18 protein-coding genes are annotated in these 20473 nt (G+C 65.1%); 6 read left to right on the forward strand and 12 right to left on the reverse strand.

Annotated features, from left to right (window positions below):
• Positions 1-78: 78 nt before the first annotated feature.
• Positions 79-1746 carry a D-alanyl-D-alanine carboxypeptidase family protein gene (locus tag DAEP_RS0110865; RefSeq protein ID WP_027244666.1) on the forward strand — a complete coding sequence of 556 codons (1668 nt, stop codon included), beginning with the start codon at positions 79-81 and terminating at the stop codon, positions 1744-1746.
• Between the two features lie 236 nt (positions 1747-1982).
• On the opposite strand, the gene ccoS is transcribed toward DAEP_RS0110865, so the two are convergent.
• From ccoS to DAEP_RS0110890, 5 genes are all read right to left on the reverse strand, one after another.
• A complete protein-coding gene (ccoS, locus tag DAEP_RS0110870) occupies positions 1983-2141 on the reverse strand; it encodes a cbb3-type cytochrome oxidase assembly protein CcoS (protein ID WP_027235212.1) in 159 nt (52 codons plus the stop codon).
• 30 nt (positions 2142-2171) lie between these two features.
• Positions 2172-4349: a heavy metal translocating P-type ATPase gene (locus DAEP_RS0110875; protein ID WP_027244667.1), complete on the reverse strand. Its 2178-nt coding sequence runs from the start codon at positions 4347-4349 to the stop codon at positions 2172-2174.
• A 5-nt stretch (positions 4350-4354) separates the two neighbouring features.
• Positions 4355-4819 carry a FixH family protein gene (locus DAEP_RS0110880; protein ID WP_027244668.1) on the reverse strand — a complete coding sequence of 155 codons (465 nt, stop codon included), beginning with the start codon at positions 4817-4819 and terminating at the stop codon, positions 4355-4357.
• A gap of 3 nt (positions 4820-4822) precedes the next feature.
• Positions 4823-6385 carry a cytochrome c oxidase accessory protein CcoG gene (gene ccoG / locus DAEP_RS0110885; protein WP_245595081.1) on the reverse strand — a complete coding sequence of 521 codons (1563 nt, stop codon included), beginning with the start codon at positions 6383-6385 and terminating at the stop codon, positions 4823-4825.
• A gap of 230 nt (positions 6386-6615) precedes the next feature.
• Positions 6616-7491 (reverse strand): LysR family transcriptional regulator, encoded by an 876-nt coding sequence (locus DAEP_RS0110890; protein WP_027244670.1) that lies wholly within the window; start codon positions 7489-7491, stop codon positions 6616-6618.
• A gap of 98 nt (positions 7492-7589) precedes the next feature.
• Between DAEP_RS0110890 and DAEP_RS0110895 the strand changes: the two genes are divergently transcribed.
• Both DAEP_RS0110895 and DAEP_RS0110900 read left to right on the forward strand, forming a co-directional pair.
• Positions 7590-7790: a hypothetical protein gene (locus DAEP_RS0110895; RefSeq protein WP_027244671.1), complete on the forward strand. Its 201-nt coding sequence runs from the start codon at positions 7590-7592 to the stop codon at positions 7788-7790.
• Between the two features lie 254 nt (positions 7791-8044).
• Positions 8045-8794 (forward strand): DUF2270 domain-containing protein, encoded by a 750-nt coding sequence (locus DAEP_RS0110900; protein WP_027244672.1) that lies wholly within the window; start codon positions 8045-8047, stop codon positions 8792-8794.
• Here the strand turns inward: DAEP_RS0110900 and DAEP_RS0110905 are convergent.
• A complete protein-coding gene (locus DAEP_RS0110905; RefSeq protein WP_027244673.1) occupies positions 8764-9750 on the reverse strand; it encodes a calcium/sodium antiporter in 987 nt (328 codons plus the stop codon). The genes DAEP_RS0110900 and DAEP_RS0110905 overlap by 31 nt on opposite strands.
• Positions 9751-10142: 392 nt before the next feature.
• Here DAEP_RS0110905 and DAEP_RS0110910 point away from each other — a divergent pair, with 392 nt between their 5' ends.
• Positions 10143-12644: a Hint domain-containing protein gene (locus tag DAEP_RS0110910; protein ID WP_027244674.1), complete on the forward strand. Its 2502-nt coding sequence runs from the start codon at positions 10143-10145 to the stop codon at positions 12642-12644.
• A 321-nt stretch (positions 12645-12965) separates the two neighbouring features.
• Here the strand turns inward: DAEP_RS0110910 and ccoP are convergent, their stop codons facing one another.
• From ccoP to ccoN, 4 genes are read right to left on the reverse strand one after another with little or no spacing between them, the layout of a single operon-like run.
• The gene (gene ccoP / locus DAEP_RS0110915) at positions 12966-13835 is read right to left on the reverse strand and encodes a cytochrome-c oxidase, cbb3-type subunit III (RefSeq protein ID WP_008555209.1); all 870 of its coding nucleotides are present in this window, start codon (positions 13833-13835) and stop codon (positions 12966-12968) included.
• Positions 13832-14068 carry a CcoQ/FixQ family Cbb3-type cytochrome c oxidase assembly chaperone gene (locus tag DAEP_RS0110920; RefSeq protein WP_008556234.1) on the reverse strand — a complete coding sequence of 79 codons (237 nt, stop codon included), beginning with the start codon at positions 14066-14068 and terminating at the stop codon, positions 13832-13834. Before DAEP_RS0110920 ends, ccoP begins: the two co-directional genes overlap by 4 nt.
• Before the next feature lie 11 nt (positions 14069-14079).
• Positions 14080-14808, reverse strand: a complete 729-nt coding sequence (ccoO, locus tag DAEP_RS0110925) for a cytochrome-c oxidase, cbb3-type subunit II (protein WP_027244675.1) — start codon at positions 14806-14808, stop codon at positions 14080-14082.
• A 14-nt stretch (positions 14809-14822) separates the two neighbouring features.
• Positions 14823-16433, reverse strand: a complete 1611-nt coding sequence (gene ccoN / locus DAEP_RS0110930) for a cytochrome-c oxidase, cbb3-type subunit I (RefSeq protein ID WP_008553499.1) — start codon at positions 16431-16433, stop codon at positions 14823-14825.
• A 204-nt stretch (positions 16434-16637) separates the two neighbouring features.
• On the opposite strand from ccoN, the gene DAEP_RS0110935 reads away from it, so the two are divergent.
• Positions 16638-17477, forward strand: a complete 840-nt coding sequence (locus DAEP_RS0110935) for a universal stress protein (protein ID WP_027244676.1) — start codon at positions 16638-16640, stop codon at positions 17475-17477.
• Positions 17478-17556: 79 nt separating this feature from the next.
• Here the strand turns inward: DAEP_RS0110935 and DAEP_RS0110940 are convergent, their stop codons facing one another.
• Positions 17557-17814 (reverse strand): GlsB/YeaQ/YmgE family stress response membrane protein, encoded by a 258-nt coding sequence (locus DAEP_RS0110940; RefSeq protein ID WP_008557301.1) that lies wholly within the window; start codon positions 17812-17814, stop codon positions 17557-17559.
• A gap of 336 nt (positions 17815-18150) precedes the next feature.
• Positions 18151-18891: a transcriptional regulator FnrL gene (gene fnrL / locus DAEP_RS0110945; RefSeq protein ID WP_008553698.1), complete on the reverse strand. Its 741-nt coding sequence runs from the start codon at positions 18889-18891 to the stop codon at positions 18151-18153.
• A 61-nt stretch (positions 18892-18952) separates the two neighbouring features.
• Between fnrL and hemN the strand changes: the two genes are divergently transcribed.
• Complete coding sequence (gene hemN / locus DAEP_RS0110950) at positions 18953-20308, forward strand: oxygen-independent coproporphyrinogen III oxidase (protein ID WP_027244677.1); 1356 nt, start codon at positions 18953-18955, stop codon at positions 20306-20308.
• Positions 20309-20473 lie beyond the last annotated feature (165 nt).

Here is a 20473-nt window from a genome sequence, read left to right on the forward strand (position 1 = left end):
TATTCCTCGTAAACCCTGTGTTACGCTTTCTCCAACAGGCAGAAACGTCAGCCGGACAACCGGCGGCACGAGGCAAACATGGCAGTGATCACGCAGGTCAATCCGGCGTCTGGCCGGTATTTCCGCACCCGGTTCCTCTGGGCAGCGGCAGGTATTCTTCTAGCAGTTCTGGGACTGTGGCTGGCACCGCAACGGGCGCAGGCTGCGCCCTATGCGGCGATGGTCATTGATGCCAGGACCGGCGAGGTGCTGCACTCAAGCAATGCCGATACACGGCTGCACCCGGCCTCGCTGACCAAGATGATGACGCTCTACATCGCGTTCGAAGCTGTGCGGAACGGCGAGATCACGCTGGACACCAAGGTCAAGATCTCCCGCAACGCGGCTGCCGAACCGCCCTCGAAACTGGGGCTCAAACCCGGTCAGCGGATTGCCTTCCGCTATCTGATCCGTGCCGCGGCGGTGAAATCCGCCAATGACGCGGCCACCGCCATCGGCGAGACGCTGTCGGGGTCCGAGGCGGCCTTTACCCGCCGGATGAACCGCACTGCCAAGGCGCTGGGGATGACCCGCACCACCTTCAAGAACGCCCATGGGCTGACTGCCAGCGGGCACCTGTCAACCGCCAGCGACATGACCACGCTGGGACGGCATCTGCTGTATGATTACCCGGAGTACTACAACCTGTTCTCGCGCCGCTCGACCGATGCCGGCATCCGCGAAGTGCCCAACACCAACCGCCGCCTGCTGGCCGCCTACCGCGGCGCGGACGGGATCAAGACCGGCTATACCCGGGCGGCGGGTTTCAACCTTGTTGCCTCGGCCAAGCGCGGCGACGAGCGGATCATCGCGACCGTGTTCGGCGGCAAGTCCTCCACCTCGCGCAATGCCAAGGTTGCGGAGCTGCTGGATCTCGGCTTCCGCCGCGCCCCCTCCCGGGCCGCACTGCGCAAACCGCAGCGGCCTGCCTATCAGGGGGCAGGCAATATTGTGGTGGCCGAGGCCGATGACGAGCCGGCGCACGCGGTTGCGGGCAAGACCATTCGGGTGAGCGGCCAGGTGGAAACCAGCCTGCGCCCGAAACTGCGCCCGGGCGCGAGCGAGTCGCCGGTGCTGGTGGCCGCGCTTGAAGAAGCGCTGCAGACGCCGCCCGTGGACGCTGCGGCAGCGGCAGCAGAGGCAGGGACGGAAACAGACGCAGTGGCAGTGGCTGTGGCAGCGGCCGCGCTGGAAGAGACGGCCGCAGAGCAGATCGAGAATGTGCAGACTGTCAGTGCAGAGGGGGCTCTGCAGCGGGATGCCGTGCGCGACAGCATTGCCGTTGCGCTGGCCGAAGCCGAGGCCGAGCCGGCGCCGCTGGACACAGCAGCGGCCGCCACGGTCATTGCGGCTGTGCAGCAGGTGCCCTTTACCGGCCTTCGGCCCGCCGCCCGCCCGGCCAGCCTGGCGCTGGCTGAGGCCTCGCCGGAGCTGGAACCGGTTGTGGTTACCCGCCTGTCCACCTCCGGGGGGCGCTACTGGGGCATCAATGTCGGCCTCTACAGCAGCCGCTACCAGGCTGAGAAAGTGCTGCTGCGCACCGCGCTGTCAGAACTGGAGACACTGGACGGCACCCTGCGCAAGGTGGCCAACACCCGGCGCGGGTTTGAGGCGAACTTCCTCGGCATGAGCCAGGAGCAGGCGGAACTGGCCTGCCGCCGCCTGAACGCCCGCAACGTGACCTGCAACCCGATCGGCCCGTCCTGACCGGCGCAGCTTCCGATCAGCAGCAAAGAGGCGCCACCGCGGCGCCTTTTTTCGTGACCGGCGCCCGGTCTCACCCCGCCGCTCCCGCCGGTCGTCTGGCTTTTCTGATGAAAAACCCTCCTCCCGTTGGGCGTGGCACCGCGCAGGGCGCGGTGCCACGCCCAACGCCGCCAAGGGGCTCTGGCCTCAGCCAGGGCACCTGCGGGGGCGGGAGGGCTTGGAATGCTGCGAACCGCTCAGGGCTTGGGCTTGTCGTCCCACTCGTCGCTCAGAATGCGGCGGGCGTCGCCTTCGGGGTCGTCATACTGGTTGCTGCGCACCGTGTAGATGAAGGCCGCCAGACCCACCGCGCCTAGGATCAGCGAAATCGGGATCAGGTAGGTAAGGACGCTCATGGGATCGGTTCCGTGATTGCAGGCGGCCCCTCAGCGCAGCCGCAGCGCGTTGAGGGAGACGGTAATGGAAGAGGTAGACATCGCCAGCGCCGCAATCAAGGGCGTGGCCAGCCCGGCAATCGCCAGCGGCACGGCTATCACGTTGTAAAGCGTGGCAATGCGGAAGTTCTCGCGGATGCGGCGGGTCGCTTTCTGCGCCACGCCGCAGGCCTCCGCAATCGGGCTGAGGTCCTGGCCCAAGAGCACGATGTCGGACGCCACCCGCGCTGCATCCAGCGCTGAGGCCGGAGAGATGGACACATGCGCTCCCGCCAGCGCCGCGGTGTCGTTGAGGCCGTCGCCCACCATCAGGACTTTCTTACCCTGTTCCGTCAGCATTTGCACCCGGGCAGACTTGTCTGCCGGCAGCGCCTCGGCCACCCATTTGGCGATGCCAAGCCGCCCGGCCAGATCCTCGACCGCGCCGGTGGCGTCGCCAGAGATCAGCAGAACGTCCTTGCCCGCGTCTTTCAGCGCCTGCACAGCCTCTGCCGCGCCGGGGCGCAGCGCATCGGTGAACAGGAAGGCATTGGCCACCCCTGCCCCGCTGTCGAGCCAGGCCGCCGTCTGGCTGCCTTGGCCGGCGCCGACCCAGCCCGCGCGGCCCAGCCGGACGCGCGCGCCGCGGTAGACGCCCTCGGCGCCATAGCCCGGAACCTCGGTGATCTCCTGCACTGCGGCAGGCTTAATCCCGGACTCGCGCGCCGCGCGGGCCAGCGCGACCGACAGGGGATGCGAGGAGCCTTCGGCCAGCGCCAGAGCAATCTCCAGATCCGCGCGGGCGTGGCCGCCCAGGTTGGTGACTTCCGGCGTGCCGGCGGTCAGCGTGCCGGTCTTGTCGAACACCACCGTGTCCACCTCCGCCAGCCGCTCCAGTGCGGTGGCGTGTTTGATCAGCATGCCTTTCTTGAACAACCGGCCTGAGGCGGCGGTGGTGACAGCAGGCACGGCAAGGCCCAGCGCGCAGGGGCAGGTGATGATCAGCACCGCGGCGGCGATATTCAGCGCTGTACGGATGTCGAAGGTGTAAAGATACCAGCCTGCAAAGGCGAGGGCCGACAGGATATGCACCCCCGGCGCATAAAGCTTGGCCGCGCTGTCTGCGAGCGAGGTGTAGCGGGAGCGGCCCGATTCCGCGATGGCGACGAGGTCGGTCATGCGGTGCAGCGAGGTATCCTCGCCCACCGCCGTGGCCCGGATGGTCAGCGGGCCGGTCAGGTTCACTTCACCGGCTGAGACTGCCTGGCCCGGGGCGGCAAACACCGGCAGCGTTTCCCCGGTCAGCAGCGAACGGTCGAGTTCCGACTGGCCTGCAACAATTTCGCCATCCACCGGCATCCGCCCGCCGGGGCGTACCAGGATCAGGTCGCCGATCGCCAGATCCGCCACCGGCACCTCGTATTCGCCGCCGTCCAGCAGCCGGATGGCACGGGGCACTTCCAATGCCGCCAGCTCTTCTGCCGCTGACCGTGCCACCGCGCGGGTGCGGTAATCCAGGTAGCGGCCCGCCAGCAGGAAGAAGGTTAGCGTCAGCGCGGCGTCGAAATAGGCATGCTCGCCGGACAGAAAGGTCTCCCACAGCGAGGTCACCAGCGCCAGCACCAGCGCCAGCACGATCGGCACATCCATGTTGAGCCGCTTGACCCGCAGGGCGGTCCAGGCATTGGCAAAGAACGGCTGGGCGGAGAAGATGATCGCCGGGAAGGTGATCGCGGCTGAGATCCAGTGGAACATGTCCCGCGTCGAGTCCGAGGCGCCGGACCAGACCGACACCGACAAGAGCATCACATTCATCGAAGCAAAGCCCGCCACCGCCAGCCGCATCAGCAGATCGCGGCCCGCCTTGTCGTTCTGGGTGGCGGCCAGCGCCGCCAGATCCAGCTCATGCGCCTCGTAACCAATGCGTTCCAGAACCGGGATCAGGTCGGCGGCGCGCACCTCCGGGTCCGCCTCGATCAGCGCCCGCTTCAGGGTCAGGTTGACCCGCGCCGAATGGATGCCGGGATGGGCGTTCAGCTCCCGCTCCACCGCCGAGATGCAGGCCTGGCAATGGATGCCAGGCAGCGACAGCGCCAGCCGCGCCTCTGCAGGGGCCTGCTCTGCACTGTCATGCGGGGCGGCAACACAGGCCGGGCAGGCCGCAAGCGAGGGGCGGAGCTGGGCGGTCATTGCGGTCAGCCTCTCACGTGCAGAATCACGCGCTGGGTGAACTCGGTGCCGTTCTTGGCCCGCGCCACCATGCGAATGTTCCAGTTGCCCGGACCCAGATCGGCCGGCGCCACATAGGCCTGGCCGTCAAAGGCGAACTGCGGTTTCTGGTCGTCCCGCACATGGGTCGCCCGGCCCAGGGTGGCGGTCAGCTTGGCCACCTCCACCGGGTTGCCATCGGCGTCGGTGATCTCCAGCCTGACCTGGTCGCCCTGCGAGGAGGCATAGACCGACCAACCCAGCGCCTCCTGCGCAGTCCGGCGCGTGTCGAATTCCTGGCTGGCGACATAGGAGTTCTTCACCTCCAGCCCCGGAAAGGTTTTCACCGCGCTGACGGCCAGGGCGATATTCACCCCGATAATCACCGCAAAGGCGCCGCCGAAAAGCATCAATGCGTGCTTGCCGGTAAATTCCCGTTCGCGCTTGGCCATGGTTCAGTTCCCCTTGCCGTTGAAGCTGGTGTCCTTGTGGGCGCGTTCACCGCTGTCCAGATCTTCCACCCAAATGCGCACCGGAGTCGAGGCCGTGTTGGACGGGGCAGCGTCCTTGGGCGCCACGATATAGACGCGCTGCAAAAGCGCGGTGTCGGCGGGCACCGCTACGGTTGTGCCTTCGGTGCCCTCCAAGGCGATCTGCATTGCCGGATCGCCCTTGATCGTCAGCTGGAACGGGCGCTCCTCGCCATGCTTGTTGCGCAGGCGCACGTCATAGGTGTTGCGGATCGAGCCGTCGGACAGCGTCACATAGGTCGGGTTGCGTTCCGGCGCCACGGTCAGCTCGATGTCGGAGCGGATGAACAGGGCAAACAGCAGCCCCAGGCCGACCAGCGACCACAAGGTGGTGTACATGATGGTGCGCGGGCGCAGGATGTGCTTCCAGATATTCTTGGGCGGCTTGCCCTCGCGCTCCTCCGCCTCATCCGACAGCGCCATATAGTCGATCAGGCCGCGCGGCTTGCCGATCTTGGCCATCACGTCGTCGCAGGCGTCGATGCACAGCGCGCAGGTGATGCATTCCATCTGCTGGCCGTCGCGGATGTCGATCCCCATCGGACAGACGTTGACGCAGGCCATGCAGTCGATGCAGTCGCCGGGCCCTGCGGCTTCGGCAGAGCCGGTTGCGGCAGTAGGGTCCGCGTCCGGGGAAAGGCCCGGATACGGCGTGCCGGCATAAGCCGCCTGGCCGGGGCCTGCCGCCTGCGCGGCCTGTTCAGCCGCTTCCGCCTCGGCCTTGCTGCGGCGGCGGACGTTGCCCTTGCCGCGCGGTTCGCCCCGCCATTCGCGGTAGCCGACGGTCAGCGTGTCCTCATCCATCATTGCCGCCTGGATGCGCGGCCAGGGGCAGGCGTAGATGCAGATCTGTTCGCGTGCAAAGCCGCCGAACAGGAAGGTTGTCGCGGTCAGCACCAGCATGGTGGTGTAGGCAACCGGATGCGCATTCAGCGTCACCAGATCATAAGCCAGTGTCGGCGCATCGGCGAAATAGAACACCCAGGCGCCGCCGGTGGCCAGCCCGATCAGGAACCAGGCCACCCATTTGGTCACGCGCAGACGGGCCTTGCGGAAATCCATTTTCTTTTGCCGGTGCAGGCGCAGGCGGGCGTTTCGGTCGCCCTCGATCCATCGCTCCACCAGGATAAACAAATCGGTCCAGACGGTCTGCGGGCAGGCATAGCCGCACCAGACCCGGCCCAAAGCGGAGGTGAACAGGAACAGCCCCAGCCCCGCCATGATCAGCAGGCCAGCGACAAAGTAGAATTCGTGCGGCCAGATCTCGATCCAGAAGAAATAGAACCGCCTGTTCGCCAGATCCAGCAGCACCGCCTGATCCGGCAGCGAGGGGCCGCGGTCCCAGCGGATCCAGGGAGTCAGGTAGTAGATCCCCAGCGTCACCGCCATGATGTACCATTTCAGGTTCCGGAAGGGTCCGGAGACGCGCCGGGGGAAAATCGGTTCCCTGGCGGCATACAGGCTCGGGGCTGGGTTGGAATCGCTCACGGACTCTCTCCGTCTTGTGGCTGTCTGGCGCCCTTGTCACAGATGCAAAGTGCCAGAACTTTGACGTGGATCAAAAAGCGTATCGGACAATCATGTTTTCGCGCCCGGTACAGCGTCTTGTGAAGGCAAAACGCCACCTATGCCTGCGCGCGCCGCCCCGCCAGAGGCAAGTTGCCGCAGCGCAGAGATTGCAGCAATGCGCAGCCGGTTTCCGTCGGGAAACAGCGGTTTCAGAACGGCTGCCGCTGCCGCCTGAGCCAGGCGATGAACTTGCGCGCCTCCGGGCGCAGCACGCCAGGGCGGGTGGCGATGTGGTAGCCGCGCCCCTGGCCTTCGGTGAACAGCGCCAGCAGCCGGCCCTCTGACAGATCCTCCTCGACAAAGGCGCGGACGCTGACCGCGACCCCCTGCCCGGCCTTCACCGCCTGCATCAGAAGGTTGCCCGGCAGCCGGGTGCGCGGGCCGCGCAGGCCTTCGCTGACACCGCGCGACCGCAGCCAGAGGCTGGCCTCAGACGTGCCCAGCTCCTCCAGCCAGGGCAGGTCCAGCAAATCCTCAGGCGCGCTCACCTGCCGCCCGCCCAAAAGCCCCGGCGCGGCGACAACCACCATCGGCGAGGCCAGCAGCATTTCCGTTTCCAGCCCCGGCCATTTGCCATTGCCGTAGCGCAGGGCGATGTCGATGCCGCCGGGTTTCAGTTCGACCAGGCTGCCCGTGGGGTCGAGCACCAGGTCAACCCCGGGATTGTCCGCCTGAAACCCCGGCAGCCGCGGCATCAGCCAGTGCGCGGCGAACATCGGTGTGCAGGTGACATGCAGCGGCCGAGCGGTGCCGGGCTGCGCGATTTCCTGCACAGCCGCTTGGATTGCGCCAAATCCCAGCTGCAGTGCCCGCGCCAGATGCGCGCCCTCAGCAGTCAGCGCCAGCGCCCGGCCGCTGCGGTCGAGCAGCGCGACGCCCAGATGCGACTCCAGCGCCCGCAGCTGCTGGCTGATGGCAGCGTGACTGACATTCAGCGCCGCCCCGGCCTGCACCACATTTCCAGCCTCCGCAAAGGCAGAGAAGGCCCGCAAAGACGCCAGGGGCGGCATGTGCAACCAATCCATATGTAATCTCAACTTACAGAATGCGATTTTTCTTAACTCGCAGGAATCGCCGCTTTGCGCAAGCATCGGGGACAGACAGCAGGATAGGAGACTGACCAATGCTGACCAGTATATACGCCCGCTCGATGCTGATCGCGACGCGGCAGGACTGTGTGAAGCTGCGCGATCTGCCCGCTGCCAAACCGCTGCCCCGAGCCTACGACGCACCGTCGCGCCGCATGGGGCTGCTGAGGCGGCTGGCAGCCTGGCTGAGCCGCCGCCCGGTCAAGACGCGCTGCATCCATCCGCAAAAAATCTGAAGGTTTGATCCTGAAGAGAGAAAGAAAAAGCGCCGGTTTTCCAGGAAACGCGCGAACAGATCGGAAAACCGGCGCATAACCCGTTCGGCCTGCACGTCGGCCTAGCGGGATGTCATGCTGCTTTGGCGGGGATGTCTGCCAGGCAGCAATGTCTTTCGCCTGCCTGTTTAGCCCGGTTCGCCGCGGCGCAGTTTGACACGGATCAAACAGCCGCAAAAATTTGCCCGTCTCCCGCAAAAAACTACTCTCATCCCATGGCCAAGGGAGAAAACGGACAGGCAGACGCCGGGAACCGCGCTCCGCTGTCGGCGGCCGAGATCGGCGCTTTGGCGCATTTGTACCGCGGTGAGGTCTACCGCAGCGTGATGTGGCGCACCCGGCTGGACATCACCACCAACTGGGCGGTGGTGACGCTGGGCGTTGCGCTGTCGATTTCCTATTCCTCGCCCGAGGCCTCGCCGCTGCCGCTGATCCTGGTCGGCATCCTGATCATCTTCTTCCTGATGCTGGAGGCGCGGCGCTACCGGTTCTACAACGTCTTCCGCGCCCGCGCCCGCTGGCTGGAGAAGCATTTCTACGCGCCAATGCTGTATGACGGCGATCTGCATCTGGAGGAAAACTGGCAGAAGGTGCTGGCGCAGGATTACAACCGGCCGGAATACCACATCAACCTGCTGCAATCGATCGGGCGGAGGATCAAGCGCAACTACTTGTGGGTGCTGCTGATCCAGTCGCTGGCCTATGCCGGCAAGATCGCGGTGCACCCCCGCCCTATCGAGTCCTTCGATCAGGCGCTGGAGCGGGCGGAGATCGGGCCGCTGCCGGGCGGCGTGGTGATCGCGGCGGGCGTTCTCTATGTGGTGAGCTGGAGCTGCGTTGCCATCTGGAGCAGCCTGTATGACCGGCAGGGGCTGGGCATCCCCCCGCCGCCACCGGGACCCAAACCCACGACCCTGGCAGATTCGGCGGCGGCTCAGGCCGCCGGCCAAAGCCACCAGAGATAGGCCGCATAGCCTGCCAGCAGCACCGCGCCCTCGCGCCGCGACACCCGCAGGCCGGTCCAGGCCAGCGCCATGAAGCCCAAGGTCACCAGCACCATCAACGGGTTGTCAAATCCCGCTATCCGCCCCGGCACCTCTGAGGGCGCGATCAGGGCCGTTGCACCGCCGATGCCCATGAGGTTGTAGATGTTGGAGCCGACGATGTTGCCGAACGCCATTTCGCCCTGACGCCGCAGCGCCGCAGCGACAGAGGTGGCCAGTTCGGGCGCGGAGGTGCCCACGGCAACGATTGTCAGGCCGATCACAGTCTCGGAGACCGCCATCGAGCGCGCCAGTTCCACCGCGCCATCCACCAGCAGGCCGCCGCCGCCGATCACCAGGGAAAGCCCGGCCAGGGCGGTTGCCAGCGGCCGCCACATTGGCAGCCTGGTCCTGCTTGCGGGCGCAATCGCCGGATCTACGCCTTCCAGCGCGGCGGACTTGTCATAGAGCGCGCCGTGGTCTGCGGCGGTTGTCCGCTCCTGCCGGATGGCCAGCCAGATGTAGGCTGCCAGCGCCAGGAGAAAAGCTGCCCCCGCGGCCCGTGTCACCGGCACCGTTGCGGCAAGTACAGTAAAAACCAGCGTCGCCGCCAGCATGACACCGCCGTCGCGCCGCAGTGCAGCCGATTGCACCGCCATCGGGGCGATCAGGGCGGAGGTGCCGGCGATCAGCAGGATATTGGCGACGTTGGAGCCTGTGATGTTGCCATAGGCAATCCCCGGCGCCCCGGCCAGCGCTGCCCGGACCGAGGTCACCAGCTCTGGCGTCGAGGTGCCGAAACCGACCAGCGTCAGCCCGATCACCAGGGGTGAGATGCCAAAGCGCTCTGCCACGCGCACGGCGCCGCGCACCAGAAATTCGCCGCCCAGGATCAGCAGAACAAGCCCGCCCAAGAGCGGCAGCCAAATATCAACCACGCGAAACCTTTCCGGAGATGCGCCATTGGGACTGCCAAGGGAGCGCAGGCAGCGCCCCTGCTGCCTTCCCTTTGCGGCTCGGCGCAGAAACGTCTGGCATGGAGGTGAGCGTTCACCGCGCGGCTTTCAAGATGCGGCGGCGGTCATTTCTGCAAGACTCTCCCGCTTGCGGACTGCTGTGCAGCAGGCAGGCCGCCGGCACGGTTCAGGCAAGGCCGCCACAGGATTCGGGCGCCTGCCCAAACGCCCGGAACCTGCGCTGAATTTACGTTTCCTTATCGGCACTCGTGTAACGGTTGCCGGCATCACGACTCTCCCATTGGCGGTGAAACCGCAAAAATTATTACTAACGCGTGCTGAGGCCGCGCCAGATAGAAGGTCAAATACAGCTCATGGCAATCCTGGATTGGGTAAAAGACCTTATCGCCAGCAAGACAGGCACAGCAGACGACGACTTGATGGATGGCACCACCGGGGACGACACCATCGACGCCGGTGCAGGCCAGGACACCGTCGCCGGTGAAGAGGGCAGCGACATCATTGATGCCGGCGAGGGCGATGACGTTGTCTATGGGGACATGGGCGACGGATTCGAGCAGGGTGCGGATGCCTCGCCGCTGGTGCTGGACATCAACAACATTCAAACGGTATCGCACGACGGCTACACCGGGTCGGCGGGCGATTACGCCATCTTCAGCGATATCGCTGTTCTGGAGGACGGCACAAGTGTCTGGGGCAGACTGGTCCTGGTCGAAAAGTCCAACGATTACATGTCAGTGCAATTCGGGTACGACGCTGGCGCAGAAATCCTGCTGAATGGCGATTCACCTGGCGACCGGGCCACTTTCCGCCTGGAGTTTTTCGATCCTGCCACCGGAGAGCCGGTCTACCTGAACTCCACCGCCACCTTCAACGACGTGGATGACAACAGCACCTATGGCGATGCCGAGGCTGTCATTATCGACGGCAACAGCTTTACCAGCTTCGGGGTGGCGGAGAACACCTCGCTTGGCACGGCAATTGACGGCAGCATGGTCACGGCTACCGGGTCGGAAATGAATGACTACACCGATCAGGACGCCTGGTTCTCCGCCGCCTTCGAAGACCGGTCCTCGATCGAGTTCACGCTGCAGACGCGCGACGGCCTGGCCGGTTTCACGCTGTCCGGCGATGTGATCGAAGACGCCGTTGTCACGCCTATCGAACAGGGCAACGACACCGTTCTGGCGGGGGATGGCAACGATGTCGTCTACGGCCAGGGGGGCAACGATGTGCTGTACGGCGAGGCTGGCAATGACAGCATGGAGGGCGGCGACGGGGACGACGTGCTGGACGGCGGCGCCGGAGCCGACACGCTAATTGGCGGGGACGGCGGCGACACGCTCTCCGGCGGCGACGGCGACGACTACATCGAAGGCGGCGCCGGCAATGACAGCCTGACAACGGGCCTTGGCAATGACACGCTGATCGGCGGCGAGGGCGACGATACCCTCAGAAACTCTGCCGGCGACGACAGCCTGGTCGGCGGCGTGGGCAATGACAGCATCATTGCGACCGACGGCAATGACACGCTGGAAGGCGGCGACGGCAACGACACCATGTACGGCGGCAATGACAACGACTTGCTGGTTGGTGGCGCAGGCGATGACCTGATGTATGGCGAAGCCGACGCCGACACCTTCAAGATGTCGGACGGGTTCGGCAATGACACGCTGGAAGGCGGCGAGGCGGGGAACGACTACGATACCCTCAACTTGTCCGATGTCACCACCGGCGTGACCGTCACCTACACCGGGGATGAGGCCGGCACGATCACCGACGGCAGCGACACGATCACCTTCTCCGAGATCGAGCTGCTGAACCTGACGGATCAGGGCGACATCGTGGATGCCTCGGCGGACAGCGCCGGGGTGACGATCGACGCCGGCAAGGGCGACGACACCATCACCATGGGCGCCGGCGACGACCTGATCACAGGCGGCGAAGGCTATGACCAGCTGATACTGACCGGCGGCGGCGGCACCGACACCGTCAGCGATTTCAGTGTTGGCGATGACGACAGCGACGGCTTCTACAACGACCAGCTTGATGTGTCCGGGCTGACCGGCGGCACCGGCCCCGGCGGCGCAATCCGAGCTTGGGATGTCTCCGTCACCGACGACGGGTTCGGCAATGCGCTGCTGACATTCCCCACAGGCGAGAAACTGGTTCTGCAGGGAGTTGCGCCGGAGCAGCTCTCGACCGCGCCGCAGCTTTATTCCGCAGGCATCCCCTGCTTCACACCCAATGTCCTGCTGGCCACCCGGCGCGGTGCGGTCCCTGCCGGGCAAATCCGTGTGGGCGACATGCTGCAGACCGCGGACAACGGGTTCCAGCCGGTCATCTGGACCGGCAAGCGCACCCTCAGCCCGGCGGAACTCGCGCTGCGCCCTCACCTGCGGCCCTATTGCGTCCGCCCGGGCGGCCTGCTGCGCCCTGAGCGGCCGATGCTGCTGTCGCCGCAGCACCGCCTGCTGACGGGCCCTAAGGCGTTTGACCGGGAAACCCCGTTCGGCGAAAGCTTCCTGTCCGCGAAACTGCTGGCGGAGATCGACCCGAACTGCACCCTGCAGCCAGTTGCAAACAGCCCGGTCACCTACGTGCACCTGATGACCGAGCGGCACGAGGTGATCTTTGCCGAGGGCATCGCAACGGAAACCTTCTGGCCCGGTCCCGAGGCGATGCGCGGGTTGTGCGCTGCGGACAAACGGGAGCTGTTCGGCCTGTTCCCCGAACTGGCGGCGGTGCACGGACTGACAGGCGAACAGGGCCGGGAGCAGGTTCGCGGTGTCTACGGCGGCCTTGCCCGCCATTCGCTCAAACGGCGCGACCTGAAAGTCCTGCAGGCCGCCTGATCCCAAGCGAATTGGCTTACCCGGCCCTCTGCCGGGCCGGAGCACTCTGCCCCGCCCGGCCCTGCCTGCCCCCCTGCCCTTTTGATTTGCTTGCAGCAGCCTGATCTCAGCCGACGGCCCCAGGCTGCGGCGTCTTCCCGACGGCCGCGGCCTCAAGCGCGGGCGAGCAGCTTCCGAAGCATCACGCGGTTTTGCCGTCCGCCTCAGTGATGATTCAGCTGTGCGGCTGCACGGCGTCTGCTTGCGCACAGCCTGCCCCAAAACGGAAAAGGGCCGCCCGCCGGGCAGCCCTTTCCTTGTTCTTCTATTACCCGGTCTGTCTTATTCGCCACCGCCCAGCTGGTGGACATAGGCCGACACAGCGCGGATCTGCGCTTCGGTCAGGCGGGTGTTCCAGGCCGGCATCACGCCATAGCGCGAATTGGTCACGGTCTCGGTCAGGGTGGCGTAGTCGCCGCCATAGAGCCAGATCGCGTCAGCCAGGTTCGGTGCCCCTTGCGCGCGGTCGCCGGTACCATCTTCCATGTGGCAGGAGGCACAGTTGTCGGCAAAGACAACCGACCCGGCTTCGACCTTCGAGGCGTCCTGCGGCTCACCCGACAGCGACATCACGTAGTTGACCACCTGGGAGATTTCTTCCTTCTCCAGAAGCTCATCGCGGCCAAAGGCAGGCATCTCGGAATAGCGCGCTTCGTCGCTGTCCTCGTTGCGGATGCCGTGGGTCACCGTTGCGTGGATGTCCTCCACCGAGCCGCCCCAGAGCCAGTCGTCGTCCAAGAGGTTCGGATAGCCCTTGGCGCCAGCCGCACCGGAGCCGTGGCACTGGGCGCACCAGGTCTTGAACACGGCGGAACCGGCAGAGACGGCATAGGTGTTCAGCTCCGTGTCGCCCGCGATGGCGACCAGCTCAGCCGCTTCCAGCTTGGCGTTGACCGGCGCGTTGGCTTCTTCCACCGACGCGATCTCAGTTGCCACGTCGCCGCGGGTGGACCAGCCCAGGATGCCTGCCGTGGCCGAGTTGACCAGCGGCCAGGCCGGATAGGCGATGGTGTAAAGAACACCCCAGATGATGGTGGCGTAGAAAGTCCACAACCACCAGCGCGGCATCGGGTTGTCGAACTCCTCGATCCCGTCCCACTCGTGGCCGGTGGTCTTCGGATCGCCCTCGAACTTTTGCGATTTCTTGCTCATGCCCTCGCCTCCTTAGTCGCGGCGGGTTTGTCGCCCCCTCGGGGCGCGGCTGTCTCGTCGCCCTTGCGGGGCGCAGGTGCATCAACGTGGCGGAACGGGATGTTTGCAGTATCCTCGTAGGCCTTGGTGCTGCCTGGGCGGAACGCCCAGACAATGACGCCGATGAAGACGGTGAACAGGAACAGCAGCATCCAACTGTCTGCGAATTCCCTGAGGAGCGTATAGAGTTCCATCCTATCCTCCTTTACCGGCTTTCATCCGGGGTGAAGGTCGAGAAGTCGACCAGCGTGCCCAGCATCTGCAGATACGCGATCAGCGCATCGGCCTCAGAGACCCCCGGCTGACCGTCGAAGTTGCGCACGTTGACCTTGTCGCCATAGCGCTCCAGCAGCCCGTCATAATCGCTGTCCGGATCCGCCTGGGCGCGGAAGTCGGCCTGTGCGGTCTCGATCATGTCCTCGCTGTAGGGGGTGCCCAGCATGGCGTTGGTGGCCATGATGTCGCCGATGTACTTGCCGTCGATCTTCTTCTCTTCGAGGAAGCCGTATTTCGGCATCACCGACTCCGGCACCACCGCCTGCGGATCACGCAGGTGGTCGCGGTGCCACTCATCCGAGTAGCGGCCGCCCACCCGGGCCAGATCCGGCCCGGTCCGCTTGGAGCCCCACTGGAACGGGCGGTCGTACATCGACTCTGCCGCCAGCGAGTAGTGGCCGTAGCGTTCGACCTCGTCGCGCATCGGACGGATCATCTGGCTGTGGCAGACATAGCAGCCTTCCCGGATGTAGACCTCGCGGCCCGCCAGTTCGAGCGGGGTGTAGGGACGCATGCCCTCCACCTCCTCGATGGTGTTTTCCAGGTAGAACAGCGGTGCGATCTGCACCAGTCCGCCGATGGTCACGACCAGGAAGCTGCAGATCAGCAGGAGGGTCGCGTTGGTCTCGAGGATCTTATGTTTGTCGAGAATTGCCATTGCTCCGGCCCTCCTTATTCAGCCGGGACCTGAACCGACAGGCTGGCCTCTTTGGCCGGGGCCCGGCGGACGGTCATCCACAGGTTGTAGCACATGATGAGGGACCCCGCGAGGAACATGACCCCGCCCAGACCGCGCACCACATACATCGGGAACTTCGCTGCCACGGTGTCGGCAAAGGAGTTCACCAGGAAGCCGTTGGCGTCCACTTCGCGCCACATCAGGCCTTCCATGATACCCGTCACCCACATCGACGCGGCGTAGAGAACGATGCCGATGGTGGCGAGCCAGAAGTGCCAGGACACGAGGCTCAGCGAGTACAGGCGCTCACGCTTCCACAGCACCGGCACCAGATAGTACAGCGCGCCGAAGGTGATCATGCCGTTCCAGCCGAGTGCGCCGGAGTGCACGTGGCCAATGGTCCAGTCGGTGTAGTGCGACAGCGAGTTCACCGCGCGGATCGACATCATCGGGCCTTCGAAGGTGGACATGCCGTAGAAGCCGACGGAGATCACCATCATCCGGATCACCGGGTCGGTGCGCAGCTTGTCCCAGGCGCCCGAGAGCGTCATCAGGCCGTTGATCATGCCGCCCCAGCTGGGCATCCACAGGATCACCGAGAACACCATGCCCAGGGTCGAGGCCCAGTCAGGCAGCGCGGTGTAGTGCAGGTGGTGGGGACCCGCCCAGATGTACAGGAAGATCAGCGCCCAGAAGTGGATGATCGACAGCTTATAGGAGAACACAGGACGCTCGGCCTGCTTCGGGATGAAATAATACATCATGCCCAGGAAGCCCGCGGTCAGGAAGAAACCCACGGCGTTATGGCCGTACCACCACTGAACCATGGCATCCTGCACGCCCGGCCAGACGATCACCGACTTGGAGCCCCAGATCGACACCGGGATGGTCGCGTTGTTGACCAGGTGCAGCATGGCGACGGTGATAATGAAGGACAGGTAGAACCAGTTCGCCACGTAGATGTGGGGTTCCTTGCGCTTGATGATAGTGCCCAGGAACACCGCCAGATAAGCGACCCAGACGATGGTCAGCCACAGGTCAACGTACCATTCCGGCTCCGCGTATTCCTTGGACTGGGTGCCGCCCAGCAGGTAGCCGGTTGCCGCCAGCACGATGAACAGCTGGTAGCCCCAGAACACGAACCACGCGAGGTTGCCGCCCCAGAGGCGCGCCGCGGAGGTCCGCTGCACCACGTAGAAGGAGGTCGCAATCAGCGCGTTGCCGCCAAAGGCAAAAATCACCGCCGAGGTGTGCAGCGGGCGCAGGCGGCCGAAATTGGCAAACCCTTGCGCCCATTCGAAATTCAGCGCCGGAAAGGCCAGCTGGAACGCAATGAAGGTTCCGGCCAGAAACCCGACCACGCCCCAAAAGGCGGTTGCAATTGCACCAGCGCGCACAACGCTGTCGAAATACTCATTTTCCACACCTGCAACTGCCTTTTTCGGCTCATTGGTGTGGCGCAAAGTATAGAGAAACAGGCCGCCAGCCACGATCATCACGATGACCGCATGCACCTGGTAAGCCAGATCCCGCGCGTAATTGGTACCGATCATCGCAAACAGCGTGACCAGACCAAGCGCTATCAGCTTGATATAGTTAGACATCTTGCGTCCCTTTGCCGTGCCCCCGCGAATCCTGCGGATACGGGGACGTTAATAGACCGCGCTCTTCTTGCAAAACGCGCCTCTCTCCTGCCTTGATCTGCATCAAGACACTTCCCGCCGACATGTGACACTTCTTCCCGTGCTTTGAAAATCCCTTCGCCGGGGCCATGGGGGCCCGCGGCGCAGACCCCGCCGGGAGGTGTCATGTCCTACAAATCCTTGCTTACTGTCCTTACGGCTGCGGAAACCGCAACGGCGCCTCTGGCGCAGATTGCGGCTTTGGCAGAGGAATTCGGCGCCCATGCCGATGCGCTCTGCCTCGGCGTCGACCGCACCCAGACAGGCTATTACTATGCAGGCGCCAATGCGATGGTGCTGCAGGAAACCCTGGCCCGCGCCCAGGAAGAGGCCGAAGCGATCCAGGCCGGCGCCGTGGAAACGCTGCAGCGCGCAGGCGTGCCTTTTGCCACCGACAGCGGTGTCGCCCAGATCGCCGATCTTGGCCGCCACGTAGCACGCCACGCCCGCTTCTCCGACCTGGTGGTGCTGGGCAAGCCCTATGGCAAGGAAAAACGCGCCGAGGCCGAGCCGATTGTCGAATCGGCCCTGTTCGAGGGCCGCGCGCCGGTGCTGGTGGTGCCGGACAAGGGCGAGCCCCTGCGCCGGCCCAAGACCGTGCTGGTGGCCTGGAACGAAAGCATTGAGGCGATGACCGCGATCCGCAGGTCGCTGCCCTTCCTGACCGGTGCCGACCTGGTGCGCATTGCGGTGATCGACCCGCCGCAGCACGGGCCGGAGCGCTCCGATCCGGGCGGCATGCTGGCGCAGATGCTGTCCCGCCACGGGGTCACCTGCGAGATCGACGTGCTGAGCAAGACGCTGACCCGGGTGTCGGACATCCTGAACCGCCATGCGGCCGATACAGCCGCCGAGCTGATCGTGATGGGGGCATACGGCCATTCCCGCTTCCGCGAGGCCATTCTCGGCGGTGCCACCCGCAACATGCTGGAACAGGCGGCGGTCCCGGTGCTGATGGCGCATTGACGGCTTGGCCCTTCCAGCCGGATGCAGTGACAAAAGGCGCCCCCGCAGGGCGCCTTTTCCGGTTCCGCCCGCCAGCAGCCTAACCGGCCTTGCGGATGAGGCTGATCAGGAACAGCAGGATCACCGCCCCGATCGTGGCATGAACCAGCGACCAGAAAAATCCGCCTCCCGCCGCAAATCCCAGCGCCGGAAAGATCATCCCGGCCAGAAAGGCGCCGACCACGCCGACGATGATATTGCCCAAAAGGCCAAACCCCCGTCCCTGCATGATCTTTCCCGACAGCCACCCGGCCAAGGCTCCGATGATCAGCATCCCGATCAGGCTTCCAAACTGCATTCCCGCCTCCGTTATTGTGGTGCCGCCAGTAGATCACAGTCCTTTTGCCGGGTCACGCCCTGGCTTCAGGTTGCCGGGGTCCGGATTTCCGCCAGACGCACCCCGGGGCACTCCCGCCCGTCGTCTGCCCTTCCAGTTGGAACGGCTTCCTCCCGTTGGGCATGGCACCGCTGCGCGGTGCCGGGCCCAAGGCCGCCAGCGGGTCCGGCGCAGCCGGGCATGCGCGGGCGCGGGAGGACCCGGCCTGCCCTCCTGCACCAACGGCTTTGATCACTGGGGACCGCCCGCAACCGGCGGCACGTGAAACAGGGAATGATTGGACTGCCGCCCGCGCGCTTAGCCCAGGAAGCCGCCGTCGCTGTCGTCGCCGGCCTCTTCCATCAGGCGGCGCATATCGGGCACGGTCACATGCCGCTTGCCCTCCAGCTCGATGATGCCGTCCTTCCTGAGCGCCGAGATCTGGCGGCTCACGGTTTCCAGCGTCAAGCCTAGGTAATCCGCCATCGCCTCGCGGGTCAGCGGCAGGTCGAACACCATCCGGTTGGTGGCACCGCCCGGCGTCAGAGTGGCATCGCGCCGCGCGATGATCGCCAGCAGGCTCGCGATCTTCTCGCGCGCAGTCTTGCGGCCCAGCACCAGCATCCACTCCCGCGCTGCGTCCAGCTCGTCAAGCGTCATCTCCAGCAGACGGTGCGCAATATGCGGCGTGCGCTCCATCAGCTCCTCAAACGGCTTCTTGCGGAAGCAGCACATCACCACATCGGTGGTCGCCGCCACATCGTAGGCCGCGCCTTCGCGGCCCGGGCGGCCGACAAAATCGCTGGGCAGCAAGAGCCCCACCATCTGGGTGCGCCCGTCCTCCATCGTCTGCGTCAGCGAGGCAATGCCGGACACCACCGAGCCGACGAAGTTCATCACGTCGCCCGACCAGATGATCGGCTGCCCCGCCTCGTAGGTGCGGTAGTATTTGATGGCGTCCAGCTCCTCCAGCTCGTCCGCGTTGCAGCGTGCGCAGACGGCACGGTGGCGGATCGGGCAGTCCCCGCATCTGGACTGTGACAGGATAGGAGCATTCATCAGGGGGTCCGGTTGATCTGGGTCAAGGCTTGGGTTCGCTCGTTCCCTTAACGGTAATGGAATGGATCAGAAAGCTCAATTGGCCAAACTCGGTTTGTTTGACGCCAGAGTGCCGCGCTATACGAGTTATCCGACAGCGCCGCATTTTGGCAAATCAACCGATTCCGCGCAATTTTCCAATTGGATATCCAGCGTTCGCGCGGGCAGCAAAATCTCTTTGTATGTGCATGTGCCTTTCTGCCGCAGATTGTGCTGGTTTTGCGCTTGCCGCACCCAGGGCACCCAATCGGACGCGCCGGTGGCGGCCTATGTGGAGGTTCTGAAGGCAGAGATCGCCCTGCTCCGGCAGCAGCTGCCCGACGGCATCACCCTGTCGCGACTGCATTGGGGCGGCGGCACCCCGACCCTGCTGAGCGCGGAACAGATCCGCGATCTGGCCGCAGCGGTCACCGGCGCGTTTCCGCTGGCGCCCTATGCCGAGTTTTCGGTCGAGATCGACCCGAACGAGGTCGGCGAAAGGCGCCTGGATGCGCTGGCCCAGGCGGGCATAAACCGCGCTTCTGTCGGAGTGCAGGATTTCGACAGCACCATCCAGCAGGCGATCGGCCGGATCCAGAGTTTCGAGACCACCAAGCAGGCCATCGACATGCTGCGGGCGCACGGGGTCGGCAGCCTCAATGCCGACATCCTGTTCGGGCTGCCGCATCAGACCCCAGAGCGGATGACCGAAAGCGTGCAGAAGCTGCTGTCGCTCACACCCGACCGGGTGGCCGTCTACGGCTATGCCCATGTGCCCTGGATGGCCGGGCGGCAAAGCATGATCCGGTCGGACACGCTGCCAACGCCGGAGGCCCGGCTGGAGCTGTTTGAAACGGCGCGCCAGCTGTTCCTGTGGGATGGCTACCGGGAGATCGGCATCGACCATTTCTCGCGGCCCGCGGACGGGCTGGCCATTGCCCAGCGCAGCGGCCGGCTGCGGCGCAATTTCCAGGGCTATACCGACGATCCTTCGGACGTTCTGATCGGAATCGGCGCCTCGGCCATCTCGCGGTTCCCGCAAGGCTATGCCCAGAACGCCCCCGGCACCTCAGATTACATCCGGGCCATCCGCGCAGGCCAGTTCGCCACCGCGCGCGGTCACACCTTCCAGGGCGAGGATTTGCTGCGGGCGCGGCTGATCGAAGCGCTGATGTGCGATTTCCGGATCTGCCGCGAGGAGATCCTGTCCCGGTTCGATGTCTCCCCGGCCCGCCTCGACGCCCTGCTGCGCGGCACCGCAGAGGCGTTTCCCGGCATGCTGGAACTGTCATCTGCGGGTCTTGTCATCAAGCGGGAGGCCCGGCCGCTGACCCGGATGATCGCCCGCAGCCTCGACGCCTATGAGCTAAGCAAAGCTGGGCACAGCCCGGCGATCTAAGGTCCCGGACAGCGGCCCATATCGGTATCGATAGCTGGCGCGGGCTGCTGTCCGGTTTCATACTAATGTTGCGTTCCGGGGTTCCCCATCGCAGCACAAACGCAGGCCTTTCCGCGTTTGCAAGCGTTGTTCCTCCCGGAACGCGACGAGGCTGCATCCGCAGTT

Origin of the sequence: Leisingera daeponensis DSM 23529 (assembly GCF_000473145.1) — a bacterium.
GTDB classification, from domain to species: domain Bacteria; phylum Pseudomonadota; class Alphaproteobacteria; order Rhodobacterales; family Rhodobacteraceae; genus Leisingera; species Leisingera daeponensis.

Excerpts from the sequence above, each read along its gene's own strand:
- DAEP_RS0110865 (WP_027244666.1), top strand. The coding sequence starts at position 79 with ATGGCAGTGATCACGCAGGTCAATCCGGCGTCTGGCCGGTATTTCCGC.
- ccoS (WP_027235212.1), bottom strand. The coding sequence starts at position 2,141 with ATGAGCGTCCTTACCTACCTGATCCCGATTTCGCTGATCCTAGGCGCG.
- DAEP_RS0110875 (WP_027244667.1), bottom strand. The coding sequence starts at position 4,349 with ATGACCGCCCAGCTCCGCCCCTCGCTTGCGGCCTGCCCGGCCTGTGTT.
- DAEP_RS0110880 (WP_027244668.1), bottom strand. The coding sequence starts at position 4,819 with ATGGCCAAGCGCGAACGGGAATTTACCGGCAAGCACGCATTGATGCTT.
- DAEP_RS0110890 (WP_027244670.1), bottom strand. The coding sequence starts at position 7,491 with ATGGATTGGTTGCACATGCCGCCCCTGGCGTCTTTGCGGGCCTTCTCT.
- DAEP_RS0110895 (WP_027244671.1), top strand. The coding sequence starts at position 7,590 with ATGCTGACCAGTATATACGCCCGCTCGATGCTGATCGCGACGCGGCAG.
- DAEP_RS0110900 (WP_027244672.1), top strand. The coding sequence starts at position 8,045 with ATGGCCAAGGGAGAAAACGGACAGGCAGACGCCGGGAACCGCGCTCCG.
- DAEP_RS0110910 (WP_027244674.1), top strand. The coding sequence starts at position 10,143 with ATGGCAATCCTGGATTGGGTAAAAGACCTTATCGCCAGCAAGACAGGC.
- ccoP (WP_008555209.1), bottom strand. The coding sequence starts at position 13,835 with ATGAGCAAGAAATCGCAAAAGTTCGAGGGCGATCCGAAGACCACCGGC.
- DAEP_RS0110920 (WP_008556234.1), bottom strand. The coding sequence starts at position 14,068 with ATGGAACTCTATACGCTCCTCAGGGAATTCGCAGACAGTTGGATGCTG.
- ccoO (WP_027244675.1), bottom strand. The coding sequence starts at position 14,808 with ATGGCAATTCTCGACAAACATAAGATCCTCGAGACCAACGCGACCCTC.
- ccoN (WP_008553499.1), bottom strand. The coding sequence starts at position 16,433 with ATGTCTAACTATATCAAGCTGATAGCGCTTGGTCTGGTCACGCTGTTT.
- DAEP_RS0110935 (WP_027244676.1), top strand. The coding sequence starts at position 16,638 with ATGTCCTACAAATCCTTGCTTACTGTCCTTACGGCTGCGGAAACCGCA.
- DAEP_RS0110940 (WP_008557301.1), bottom strand. The coding sequence starts at position 17,814 with ATGCAGTTTGGAAGCCTGATCGGGATGCTGATCATCGGAGCCTTGGCC.
- fnrL (WP_008553698.1), bottom strand. The coding sequence starts at position 18,891 with ATGAATGCTCCTATCCTGTCACAGTCCAGATGCGGGGACTGCCCGATC.
- hemN (WP_027244677.1), top strand. The coding sequence starts at position 18,953 with ATGGATCAGAAAGCTCAATTGGCCAAACTCGGTTTGTTTGACGCCAGA.